At 61.4% G+C, this 12175-nt stretch carries 11 protein-coding genes and 1 pseudogene; 1 reads left to right on the top strand and 11 read right to left on the bottom strand.

Annotated elements, in window-relative coordinates:
* Nucleotides 1–73: 73 nt before the first annotated feature.
* Complete coding sequence (dusA, locus tag ACHMXK_RS09585) at nt 74–1075, bottom strand: tRNA dihydrouridine(20/20a) synthase DusA (RefSeq protein WP_397439766.1); 1002 nt, start codon at nt 1073–1075, stop codon at nt 74–76.
* A 135-nt stretch (nt 1076–1210) separates the two neighbouring features.
* Here dusA and ACHMXK_RS09580 point away from each other — a divergent pair, with 135 nt between their 5' ends.
* Nucleotides 1211–3019, top strand: coding sequence for a M14 family metallopeptidase (locus ACHMXK_RS09580; protein WP_397439764.1), 1809 nt, complete (start codon nt 1211–1213; stop codon nt 3017–3019).
* A gap of 101 nt (nt 3020–3120) precedes the next feature.
* Here the strand turns inward: ACHMXK_RS09580 and dnaB are convergent, their stop codons facing one another.
* The 10 genes and pseudogenes from dnaB to ppsA all read right to left on the bottom strand — a co-directional run bounded on the left by dnaB (nt 3121) and on the right by ppsA (nt 12120).
* Nucleotides 3121–4536, bottom strand: a complete 1416-nt coding sequence (dnaB, locus tag ACHMXK_RS09575; RefSeq protein WP_397439762.1) for a replicative DNA helicase — start codon at nt 4534–4536, stop codon at nt 3121–3123.
* A gap of 170 nt (nt 4537–4706) precedes the next feature.
* Nucleotides 4707–5159, bottom strand: coding sequence for a 50S ribosomal protein L9 (gene rplI / locus ACHMXK_RS09570; protein WP_318404944.1), 453 nt, complete (start codon nt 5157–5159; stop codon nt 4707–4709).
* Between the two features lie 11 nt (nt 5160–5170).
* Nucleotides 5171–5455, bottom strand: coding sequence for a 30S ribosomal protein S18 (rpsR, locus tag ACHMXK_RS09565; RefSeq protein WP_318404945.1), 285 nt, complete (start codon nt 5453–5455; stop codon nt 5171–5173).
* Between the two features lie 10 nt (nt 5456–5465).
* Nucleotides 5466–5765: a primosomal replication protein N gene (priB, locus tag ACHMXK_RS09560; protein ID WP_397439759.1), complete on the bottom strand. Its 300-nt coding sequence runs from the start codon at nt 5763–5765 to the stop codon at nt 5466–5468.
* A 49-nt stretch (nt 5766–5814) separates the two neighbouring features.
* Nucleotides 5815–6183, bottom strand: coding sequence for a 30S ribosomal protein S6 (rpsF, locus tag ACHMXK_RS09555; RefSeq protein WP_397439757.1), 369 nt, complete (start codon nt 6181–6183; stop codon nt 5815–5817).
* Between the two features lie 211 nt (nt 6184–6394).
* Complete coding sequence (locus ACHMXK_RS09550; RefSeq protein ID WP_397439755.1) at nt 6395–8506, bottom strand: sodium:solute symporter family protein; 2112 nt, start codon at nt 8504–8506, stop codon at nt 6395–6397.
* A 1-nt stretch (nt 8507) separates the two neighbouring features.
* A complete protein-coding gene (locus ACHMXK_RS09545; protein WP_397439753.1) occupies nt 8508–8768 on the bottom strand; it encodes a DUF4212 domain-containing protein in 261 nt (86 codons plus the stop codon).
* Nucleotides 8755–9363, bottom strand: coding sequence for a tetratricopeptide repeat protein (locus tag ACHMXK_RS09540; RefSeq protein ID WP_397439751.1), 609 nt, complete (start codon nt 9361–9363; stop codon nt 8755–8757). The genes ACHMXK_RS09545 and ACHMXK_RS09540 overlap by 14 nt, the downstream gene beginning before the upstream one ends.
* Nucleotides 9354–9650 (bottom strand): hypothetical protein, encoded by a 297-nt coding sequence (locus tag ACHMXK_RS09535; protein WP_397439749.1) that lies wholly within the window; start codon nt 9648–9650, stop codon nt 9354–9356. Before ACHMXK_RS09535 ends, ACHMXK_RS09540 begins: the two co-directional genes overlap by 10 nt.
* Before the next feature lie 71 nt (nt 9651–9721).
* Nucleotides 9722–12120 (bottom strand): annotated as a pseudogene (gene ppsA, locus ACHMXK_RS09530) (phosphoenolpyruvate synthase).
* Nucleotides 12121–12175 lie beyond the last annotated feature (55 nt).

The raw sequence follows: 12175 nt of genomic DNA, 5'->3' as shown, positions 1-12175 counted from the left end.
TTTTGATAGCTGCTTGCGCCCGGCCTACCTGGGCTAGCGGCCTTATTTACTTAAATTTTTGGCGCACAGGCCGTTACGCGGCTTCTTGCACCGTTTCGTGCGCCAGGGCCATCACATCGCGCGGGTGCAGGCTTTTGAGCTTGTGGTCGCTCCAGACCTGGCGCCAGCGCCGGCTGCCCGGCAAGCCATGGCGCAGACCCAGCATGTGGCGGGCGATGGTGCTCCAGGGTGTGCCATGTGCCGCGGCTTCACGCGCCATGTAGGCCACCATGGCTTCCTCGACTGCTTCGCGGCTCAACTCAGACGGTTGGGCGCCAAAAAAGTCCGCATCCCACGAGGCCAGCCACCAGGGGTTGTGATAAGCCTCGCGCCCCACCATCACACCGTCCAGTTGCTGCCACTGCGTACGCACCAGTTCAGCGGTATTGAGGCCGCCGTTGATGGCGATGTGCAGGTCCGGGAACTCGGCCTTGAGGCGGTGCACCAGCTCATAACGTAGCGGCGGCAGTTCGCGGTTTTCTTTCGGGCTCAGGCCCTTGAGCCAGGCGTTGCGCGCATGCACGATAAAACCCTTGCAACCGGCGTCGCTCACGGTGCCGATAAAGTCGCGCACAAACTCGTAACTCTCGGTTTTGTCGATGCCAATGCGGTGTTTGACCGTCACGGGTATATCCACCACGTCGAGCATGGCCTTGACACCGTCGGCCACCAGTTGCGGCTCGGCCATCAGGCAAGCGCCAAACGCGCCGCGTTGCACACGTTCGCTGGGGCAGCCGCAGTTCAGGTTGATCTCGTCGTAGCCCCACTGCTCGCCAAGTTTGGCGCAATGGGCCAGGTCGGCCGGCTCGCTGCCGCCCAGTTGCAGTGCCACCGGGTGTTCTTCGGCATTGAAGCGCAGATGCCGTGCGACATCGCCATGGATTAACGCGCCCGTGGTCACCATCTCGGTGTACAACAAGGCGTGGCGCGACAAGAGGCGGTGGAAATAACGGCAATGCCGGTCGGTCCAGTCCATCATCGGTGCGACGGACAGGACTTTCCCGGTATTTTTCAAAAATTCAGCGTTCTCACTCATGACCCCCTAGTTTCTCATATGGTCAGCGCTGAGAAGGGCCGGCACAAAATGCCCCCAAGGGTGGCCACCGAAGCGGTCAGGCGGCAGGCCGGATAATATGCCAGCAGACCTCCAACCACAGACCAGCCCATGCGGATGACAAAACCAACAAACGCCCCCTCCTCCTCCGCCTCGTCACAACCGGGCTGGCGGCCTGACCGGATGCGTGTTGGCCTGGTCCTGCCCTGGCTGCTGGCGCTGGCGGCCTGTACCTCGGTGCCGTTGCCACCGTGGCCGACCTCTTCCGGTGCGGCCAAAGCGCCGCCAGTCGCGGTCGCCCCCGCGCCGGTACAAGCCGAGCCTGCCAGGCCGGCCGTGGTGGTCGGTGCCGGCACCGCTCCCGCGGCTGCCCCGGAAGCGCCTTACAGTGCCGCCGTCGCCGCTCGTTTCCCGGCGCCCACCGTGGTCTACAACACCCCCGGCCTGCAGGCCGGGCGCAGCAGCTTCACCTCGAATGCGGAAATCCAGAGCTGGCTGCGCGACCTGGTGGCCTCGGCCGCACCGACGTCCAAACTGAAAGCCGCCGTGTTGCCGATGGGCGAATCCCAAGGCGGCGAAGCGCTGGAAGCCCTGGTGCTGACCCATGGCACCGACACCAGCGCCGCCGCCCTGGCCGCCTCGGGACGCCCCACCGTCTTGCTGATAGGCCAGCAACACGGCAACGAACCGGCCGGCAGCGAGGCGCTGCTGGTGGTCGCCCGCGAACTGGCGCAAGGCCTGTTGCAGCCCTTGCTGGAACGTGTCAACGTCATCATCGTGCCGCGTGCCAACCCCGACGGTGCGGCCGAGCACAAACGTGTAACCAGCGGCGGGCTGGACATGAACCGGGACCACTTGCTGCTCAACACGCCCGAAGCCCGCGCGCTGGCCAAACTCACACGCGACTACCACCCGACCGTGGTGGTGGATGCCCACGAATACACCGTGGTCGGCCGCTTTCTGCAAAAGTTCGGCGGCGTGCCAAAGTACGATGCGCTGCTGCAATACGCCACCACCGCCAACCTGCCCGAGTTCCTGACCAAGGCCGCCGAAGAATGGTATCGCCGCCCGCTGCTGGCAGCGCTCAAGGCCCAGGGCCTGAGCACCGAGTGGTACTACACCACCTCCACCGACCTGGTGGACAAAAAAATCTCCATGGGCGGCACCCAGCCCGACACCGGCCGCAACGTCAACGGCCTGAAAAATGCGGTCAGCCTGCTGATCGAAACACGCGGCGTTGGCATTGACAGGCTGCACATCCAGCGCCGCGTGCACACCCACGTGACCGCCATCAGCAGCGTGCTGGCCAGCACCGCTCAGCGCGCCAGTGAACTGGGCCAGTTGCAGCCCTATATCGAGAAAGAACTCAGCGCCTCGGCCTGCAAGGACGAAGCGGTTGTGCAAGCCGGCCCGACCACGATTCCCTACGAGTTGCTGATGCTGGACCCGGTCACAGGCGCAGACAAAATGCTGCGCGTGGAATGGAACTCGTCACTGACCTTGCGCAAGATCAAGGCGCGTGTGCGACCTTGCGGCTACTGGCTGTCGGCGTCGTCGAAAACGGCCGTGGAGCGCCTGCGCCTGCATGGTGTGCAGGTCTTGCGTGTGATGGAGCCCAGCGCCCTGCTGGGCGAGGTGTACCGCGAAACCGCGCGCTCCGCCGGCGTGCGCCAGGATGTGCGCGGCACCATTGCCGATGCCGGTCATCAGATCATCAACGCCGAAGTCGCCCTGATGCGCGGCGTGATTGACGCCCCGGCCGGCAGTTATTACGTGCCCCTGCACCAGCCGCTGGCCAACCTGGTGATCGCGGCCCTGGAGCCGGATACCCAAAGCAGCTTTTTTGCCAACCAGTTGTTGGACGGCCTGCCCAGCACCGCGCGCGTCCTGACGGAGCCCGCACTCAAGGCCGAAGAACTGCCCTGAAAAGGCCCTGGCGCGGCGCAAGAAAAATGTGCCACGCCTGGCGCAATCACTATCAAATTAATAGCTGATTACGCTCGCCATCAAAGGGCTGGAGCCCGATTTTATTCATAACCGCCGCCACCGCCGTGCGCCAGGCTTTCAAACTTGGTGATGCTGTTCTTGAACGCCAGCTTGACGGTGCCGGTCGGCCCGTTACGCTGCTTGCTGATGATGACCTCGGCCACACCGGGCTCCTTGCAGGCGTCCTTGGTGTAGTACTCGTCGCGGTAGATGAACATGATGATGTCGGCATCCTGCTCGATGGCGCCGGATTCGCGCAAGTCACTCATCATGGGGCGTTTGTCGGTCCGGGCCTCGACGCCACGGCTGAGCTGCGACAGCGCGATGACGGGGCACTGCAACTCCTTGGCCAGCATCTTCAAGCCGCGTGAGATTTCACCAACAGCGGTGGCACGGTTTTCTTCGGCCATGCCGCTGGACACACTCATGAGCTGCAAATAGTCGACCACGATCAGGCCTAACTTGCCGCACTGGCGCGCCAGCCGCCTGGCGTTGGCGCGCAACTCGCTGACGGTCAGGCCGGCGGTTTCATCGATGTGCAGCGAGATGGTGCGCAGCTTTTCGATGGCTTCCGTCAGGCGCGGCCACTCGTCGTCGGACAGTTTGCCGGTGCGCAGACTGGACTGGTTGATACGGCCTATGGAGCCGACGATACGCACGGCCAGCTGGGAGGCGCCCATTTCCATGGAAAACACGGCGACGGGTAGCCCTTCGTTGAGCGCCACATGTTCGGCGATGTTGATGGCCAGCGCGGTTTTACCCATGGACGGACGCGCCGCCAGAATCACCAGGTCACCCGCCTGCAGGCCGGAGGTCATGTTGTCCAGGTCGTAAAAGCCGGTGGGCACGCCGGTGACGTCGTTCGGGTTTTCCGACATCTCGGTCACGCGGTCCAGCAGATCCACCACCAGGGTGTCCATGCTCTGGAAACCCTGCTTCATGCGCGAGCCCTGCTCGCCGATCTTGAAAATCTTCTGCTCGGCCTCGTCCAGAATCGAGGCCACATCCCTACCCTGCGGATTGAAGGCGTTGGTGGCGATTTCGTCGCTGGCCGCCACCAGCTTGCGCAGGATGGCGCGCTCGCGCACGATCTCTGCGTAACGCCGGATGTTGCTGGCGCTGGGCACGTATTGGGCCAGCGAGTTCAGGTAACTCAGGCCGCCCGCTTCGTCGGCTTTGCCCAGGTTCTGCAGGTATTCGTAGACCGTGATCACGTCGGCCGGTTTGCTGGCATTGATCAATGCCCCCGCGGCCGCGTAGATCAGCTTGTGTTCGAAGCGGTAAAAGTCCTCGTCCACCAGCAAATCGCCCACCCGGTCCCAGGCGCCGTTGTCCAGCAACAGACCGCCCAGCACGCTGGATTCGCTCTCTATCGAATGCGGCGGAATACGCAGCTGTTCGATCTGTTTGTCCGAGGTGTAACGGGGAGAGGAAGCGGTGGAGAGGACGGCGGACATGGGTTTCCTTGACAGCTCTACATACTAGCGCCGGGAGCAGCCGGCGTCACTGCGTAACGCTGTTGATAAGTCGTTGATAACAAGGGGACAACCCTGTACAAGATGTGAATTGACACACCATTGAAAAAGCCGCTCTGGGAGCGGCTTTTTCTGGAGGCGGAAAACGCGGATTAAGCGGTTTCGCCGTACACGGTCACCGTGATGTCCACGGTCACGTCGGTGTGCAATGCCACGCTGACAGCGTGATCACCAACGGTCTTCAGAGGACCGTTAGGCAGGCGGATCTGAGCCTTGGACACAGGGAAGCCCTGCTTGGTCAGCTCAGCCGAGATGTCATGGTTGGTGACGGAACCGAACAAACGGCCGTCCACACCGGCTTTTTGCGTCAACTTGACGGTGGTACCGCCAAGTTTTTCGCCTTGGGCTTGCATTTCGGCCAGTTTAGCGGCAGCAGCTTTTTCCAGTTCGACGCGCTTGGCTTCGAATTCGGCCTTGTTCGCTGCCGTGGCGCGACGGGCGCGGCCGGAAGGGATCAGGAAGTTGCGTGCGTAACCGTCTTTAACTTTGACGACTTCACCCAGATTGCCCAGGTTGACGACTTTGTCGAGCAGAATGATTTGCATGGTCGTGTTCCTTACAGGCTACGGTGCTGGTCGCTGTAAGGCAGCATCGCGAGGAAGCGAGCGCGCTTGACGGCGGTGTTAACTTGGCGCTGGAAAATCGCGCGGGTGCCGGTCAGGCGTGCGGGGATGATTTTTCCGTTTTCGGCTACGAAATCGCGCAGGGTGTCGATGTCTTTGTAGTCGATTTCTTCAACGCCAGCGGCTGTGAAACGGCAAAAACGCTTGCGTTTGAACAGCAGGGATTGGGTATTGCGCTTTGGGCGCTTGTCTTTATTGAAACGTTTTGGTCCGGGCATGATGGACTCCTTAAATGGGGTTCAGTACTTGATCGAAAGCTTGGATATGAAAAACAACGCTTTTGCTGGCGCGCGCATTGACCAGAAAACCGGTGAACCTGAAGGCTTGGCCCAAAGAAAGTCGGCTTGATTGTTCAGCCAACACTCCAAAAGCAACCGCCTTGACCGTCAATTTGACCTGGCGCTTGGTACCTGCCTCCACCATTTCCGACTCGTGTTCGAGGACGAAATTGGCGACGGGGATGCCAGCGGGCGTGTAACGAAGAGGACTTAGCTCTGCGATACCGGCGGTCAATTCAACGTGGTTCACTGCAGGATCAATCACGCAGCAGCGAGTCGTTCAACAGCATGGTGACGTCTTACGACGCCGCATACTCCTGCTGCTGGGCTTTACGGGCTTCTTCCCTCTCGACGTTTCTCATCATCAGGGATGGGCCGGTTTCAGCCTTTTTCTTGACCACGGTCAGGTGGCGCAACACGGCGTCATTGAACTTGAATGCATGTTCAATTTCGTCCATCACGGCCTGGCTGGCTTCGATGTTGATGCACAGGTAGTGTGCTTTGGCGAGTTTCTGGATCAGGTACACCAACTGGCGACGGCCCCAATCTTCAACACGATGCACTTTTCCACCGCCGGCGGTAATCATGCCCTTGTAACGCTCCAGCATGGCTGGCACTTGCTCGCTTTGATCCGGGTGGATCAGCAAGACGATCTCGTAATGACGCATAAACTCTCCTTGTGGTTAGATAAAAGCTGCCCCAGCGTCGTTAAGGGTGCAGCAAGGCGAAGCCCATGATTATATACTGCCCCACGATCGCTCGCTTTGCGTAGCTCTCTGCCCCCGAGGGGCCGCTGCGCCTGCGGCCCGGCAAAGCCGGTTCCGCGGCCCCTGCTGGGTTGAATCGCCCCCTCCCACGAACAAACGTGGGCTTCTATCCCTATAAGGGTTTTAGGTCGGGATAACGGACCTTGTCCACCATGTCCCTGGCTTTCTGGCTGGGGGGCCGGGTCAGCAGGCTGACCAGCACAATCACCACAAAACCGACCGGCACGCCGAACAGGCCGGCGGAAATCGGGTCTATGCCCCACCAGAGCTGGATAGGCGACTGGATGTTGAAGATGGCGCGCAGCCAGGGCTGGTTGGCGACCATGTAATAGGAGGTCACGCCCAGCCCGGCGATCATGCCCAGCGAGGCCGCCACGCCGGTTGCGCGTTTCCAGAAAATGCCCAGACTCAGCGCCGGGAAAAAGGATGCCGCCGCAAAGGAAAAAGCCGCCGACACCAGAAACAGGATGTCCGCGGGTTTCTGCGCGGCCACGTAGGCGGCGAACAGGGCCACGATCAGCAGCAGGATTTTGGACACTGTCACCCGGCTCATGGTCGAGGCGTTGGGGTCTATCATTTTGTAATACAGGTCATGGCCCAGCGCATTGGAAATCGTCAGCAGCAAACCATCCGCCGTCGACAGCGCGGCGGCCAGCCCGCCGGCCGCGACCAGCGCTGAAATGACATAAGGCAGGCCCGCCAGTTCCGGGCTGAGCAACACAATGATGTCGCCGCCTATGGTCATTTCATTGAGTTGCAGGATGTTGTCCTTGTTCACATCCACCACCGACAGCAGCGCCTTATCCACCTTGCTCCAGGCATTGACCCAGGCCGGCAACTGATCAAACGGCGTACCGACCAGCACCGTGAAGATTTCATATTTCACCAGCACGGCCAGCGCCGGCGCGGTGAAATACAGCAAAAGAATAAAAAACAGCGACCAGGTCACCGACTGCCGCGCCTCCCGCACACTGGGCACGGTGTAATAACGCATCAGGATGTGGGGCAAGGCCGCAGTGCCCACCATGAGGCAGAAAATCAGCGCCAGAAAATTGCGGCGCGAAGTGTCGTACAGCGCTTTTTCCTGCGGCGTCCCGTCCGGGTCGCCAGAAAACTGGGCCGCGTGGGCCGGCATGCCATTAAGCGGCAAGGTTTTGACGTCCACCGCGGCCTTGGCGGTCGTCCAGGCCTGCACGGCGGCGGCCTCGGTTCTTGGCAAGGCCGCCAGTGACTTGGCGGCAGAAGAAATTTCCGCGACGGAAGCATCCGCACTTTTAAGCTGCTCTATTTTTTTGCCCGCGGCCGCCCGGTCAGCCGCCAGCGCCGTCGCCGGATGCGCCAGCTTGTCGGCCAGGACGTCGGACTGCTGCTTGAACAAGGCCCGCACCGCCAGCTCCCCGGGATCGCTCAGCAGTTCTTTTTCCCTGGCACTCACCTTCTCCAACTGAAAGCCGTAAATCAGTTGCGGCACGGGCACGCCGGTTTGTTTGACGGACAGCCAGACCACCGGGATCATGTAAGCCACGACCAGAATGATGTATTGCGCCACCTGGGTCCAGGTCACCGCCCGCATGCCTCCCAGAAAGGAACACACCAGAATGCCGCCCAGGCCCAGGAAAATCCCCAGCTCGAACGCAATCCCCGTGAGGTAGGACGTGATCAGGCCCACGCCATAAATCTGCGCGACCAGGTAGGTGAAGGAACACAGAATGGCGGCCGACAACCCGATAAAACGCGGCAAATGACCGCCATAACGCTCGCCCAGAAAGTCCGGGATGGTGAACTGGCCGAACTTGCGCAGGTAAGGCGCCAGCACCAGCGCGACCAGGCAATATCCACCGGTCCAGCCCATGACAAACGCCAGGCCGCTGTAGCCGGTGAGGTACAAGGTGCCGGCCATGCCGATGAAGGAGGCAGCGGACATCCAGTCGGCGCCTGTGGCCATGCCGTTGTAAACCGCCGGCACACGGCGCCCGGCCACGTAATACTCGGAGGCGTCGGTGGTCCGGCTCATCACGCCTATGCCCGCATACAGGCCAATGGTGGCCAGCAAAAACGCCGTGCCTATCCACAGCCGCGGCAAACCCATGCGTTCCAGCACCGCCAGCACCCCCACAAACAGCACCAGACCGACGGTGTACCAGCGGTAAACCCGGTCCAGTTGGGTCTTGAACTGCTGGCGGGTAAGAAGCGTGCCCTCGCGCGAGCCGAAAAAGCCTGCCATCTCAGTCCTCTCCGTCCGAGACGCCGTAGGCGACGTCCAGGCGGTTCATGTACCAGGCGTAAAAACCGATGATCAGGCCGTACACCAGCAACGCGCCCTGCGCCCCCATCCAGAAGCTGAAAGGCCAGCCCAAAAAAGTAAAACTCAGCGCGCGCGCGAAATAACTCACGCCAAAAGTCACGCCAAACCAGGCCAACAAAAGCAGCGCGGTCAACATGCGGGTTTTGCGCCAGTAACGGCGATGACTGTCAGTGAGCGGCATCGTGCGTAGGGAGCAAGGTGGCTGGCGGGCCCAAGCCGGTTTCGCGCGCCAACTGCTCGGCCAGTTGGGGCTCAAACCGCCGCAGGTGTGTGATGAGCTGACGCGCAGCATCCGGCTGCCCCATGGCCAGCCGCACCTGCGCGAGCCGGTACCAGCCATAAGGACTCAGGGGTTGTAAGGCCGTGTTTTTTTCCAGTGCCGCGACCGCCTCGCCAAACTGCCGCTGATGAATCAGCACCAGCGCCAAGCCGTACCAAGCACTGTCCAAACGCGGATCACAGGCCACAGCCTGGCGAAACGCCGGCCCGGCCTCGTCGTGGCGCCCGGCCTGTTGCAACACATAGGCGAGGTTGAACCAATGGGCCGCCGCTTGCGGCCAAGCTGCGACCAGTTCTTGCAGGCTGCTGATGGCTGCCGACAAATCATTCTGCTGGGCCGACACATGGGCCCGGCTGGCCAGCGCGTAGGCATCGCGCGGTCGCAGGGACAACATGTGATCAAAACGCGGCAAGGCAGCTTGCGGGCGGCCGCAAGCCAGCAGGCCCATGGCCAGGATTTTTGAAAAGTGGTAGTTCAGGGCCGACCTCAGCGACATAAGGCCATACCGATTTGCAGGCAGATGCTGATCTTGCCGATGGCGGCAACGGCCCAGACCATCAGCAAGAGGAAAAAAGCCACCAGGGGCACATGCCGGTCCAGCACCAAGCGCGGCGACAACCGGCGCGCCACCCACACCCAGGGCCGACCCAAGAGCTGCAGCAAGCGGTAAAAAGCATTGCGCTCGCGCGCCGCGCCGGCAAAAACGCCAATCACCCCCTGGCCCAACAGGGCCAGCAAGGCGATTTCAGCGATTAATTTGACGGTGGTGGCAAGGGCAAGCATGGCCTGTTGATTGTCGCCAACGGCCTTGCGCGTTGCTGACCGGGTGCGTCGTTGGCACCCGGGGTTTTCCCTCAGTTCGCCAACTGTTTCCAGGTGGCGATGACGGTGTCAGGATTCAGCGACAAGGAACCGATGCCTTCGTCCTTGAGCCACTGCGCAAAGTCCGGGTGGTCGCTGGGGCCCTGGCCACAGATACCCACGTATTTGCCCTGGCGTTTGCAGGCCTGGATGGCACGGCTCAACATGGCCTTGACGGCCGGATCCCGTTCGTCGAAGTCCTCGGCCAAAATGGCCAGGCCGGAGTCGCGATCCAGGCCCAGGGTGAGCTGGGTCAGGTCGTTGGAGCCGATGGAAAAACCGTCGAAGAATTCGAGGAACTCGTCGGCCAGGATGGCGTTGCTAGGCACTTCACACATCATGATCACGCGCAAGCCCTGCTCGCCGCGTTTCAGGCCATGTTGCGCCAGCAGGTCGGTGACTTTTTTCGCCTGGCCCAGGGTACGGACAAAAGGCACCATGACCTCGACGTTGACTAGGCCCATCTCGTTGCGCACACGTTTGAGCGCTTCGCACTCCATCGCAAAGGCTTCGCCAAAGTCGGGGCTGAGGTAACGCGAGGCACCGCGGAAACCCAGCATCGGATTTTCTTCTTCCGGCTCGTAACGCGAACCACCAATCAGCTTGCGGTATTCGTTGGACTTGAAATCCGACAAACGCACAATCACCGGCTTGGGCCAGAAAGCGGCCGCGATCGTCGCCACCCCTTCGGCCACCTTGTCGACGTAAAAAGCGCGCGGCGAGGCATGGCCCCGGGCCACACTTTCAACGGCTTTTTTCAGGTCGGCATCGACATTTGGGTAGTCCAGGATGGCCTTGGGGTGTACGCCGATGTTGTTGTTGATCACAAACTCCAGCCGCGCCAGGCCCACGCCGTGGTTGGGGATCTGGCAGAAATCAAAGGCCAGCTGGGGGTTGCCGACGTTCATGGTGATTTTCAGGTCGATGGGCGGCATGGCGCCGCGCTGCACCTCGGTCACCTCGGTTTCCAGCAAACCGTCATAGATGTTGCCGGTGTCGCCTTCGGCGCAGCTGACCGTCACCAGCATGCCGTCTTTCAACGATTCGGTGGCGTCGCCGCAACCAACCACCGCCGGGATGCCGAGTTCGCGCGCAATGATGGCGGCGTGGCAGGTACGGCCACCGCGATTCGTGACGATGGCGCTGGCGCGTTTCATCACCGGCTCCCAGTTCGGGTCTGTCATGTCGGTGACCAGGATGTCGCCGGGCTGGACCTGGTCCATGTCCTTGATGTCGTGCACGATACGCACGGCACCGGTGCCAATTTTCTGGCCAATCGCACGGCCTTCGGCCAGCACCGTGCCCGTGCCCTTGAGCTTGTAACGCATCTCGGCCTTGCCTTTGGACTGGCTTTTCACCGTCTCGGGCCGCGCCTGCAGGATGTACAACTGGCCGTCGGTGCCATCCTTGCCCCACTCGATGTCCATGGGACGGCCGTAATGGTCTTCGATGATGAGGGCGTAACGCGCCAGTTGTTCGACGTCGGCATCGCTCAGCGAATAACGGTTGCGCAGCTCGGCCGGCACATCGGTGGTTTTGACCAGTTTGCCGCCGGTTTTTTCTCGTCCGCCGTGGTGAACTCCATCTGCAGCAGCTTGCTACCCAGATTGCGGCGGATCACGGCGCGGTGGCCGGCCTTGAGCATGGGTTTGTGCACATAAAACTCGTCAGGATTGACGGCGCCCTGCACCACGGTTTCACCCAGGCCGTAGCTGGAGGTGATGAAGACCACGTCTTCAAAACCACTTTCGGTGTCTATGGTGAACATCACGCCGGCCGCGCCCAGGTCGCTGCGCACCATGCGTTGCACACCGGCCGACAAGGCCACGTCGGCATGGGCAAAACCCTGGTGCACGCGGTAGCTGATGGCGCGGTCGTTGTAAAGCGAGGCAAACACCTCTTTCATCTTGTGCAACACGTCTTCGATGCCGACCACGTTCAAAAACGTTTCCTGCTGGCCGGCAAACGAGGCGTCGGGCAGGTCTTCTGCGGTGGCGGACGAGCGCACGGCGAAGCTGGCCTGGGCATTGCCGGCGCTCAGCGTGGCAAAACTGCTACGTACGGCTTTTTCAAAGTCAGCCGGGAAAGGCTGGGCTTCGACCAGCGCGCGGATTTGGGCTCCGGCCTCGGCCAGGGCACGCACGTCGTCGGTGTTGAGCGCGTCCAGCACGCCGTTGATTTTTTTGTCCAGCCCGTCATGGGCCAGGAACACGCGAAAAGCATGGGCCGTGGTCGCGAAACCGGTCGGCACACGCACGCCTTGCGGGCCGGTGGGCAGTTGCGAGATCATTTCGCCGAGGCTGGCGTTTTTACCGCCAACGGCCTCGACATCGCTCATCCTCAGGTTTTCAAACGGTACGACTAAAGCGGTCGCCTCAAAAAGGTTGGACATAGAAATACTCCGGGAGGTTTAAAAACCGGGACGTGGCGCATGCGCGGCGAGCAAC

The sequence above is a fragment of the Polaromonas sp. UC242_47 genome (genome assembly GCF_044452385.1).
Lineage (GTDB): Bacteria > Pseudomonadota > Gammaproteobacteria > Burkholderiales > Burkholderiaceae_C > Polaromonas.
This window is presented reverse-complemented; position numbering and strand designations above follow the sequence as displayed.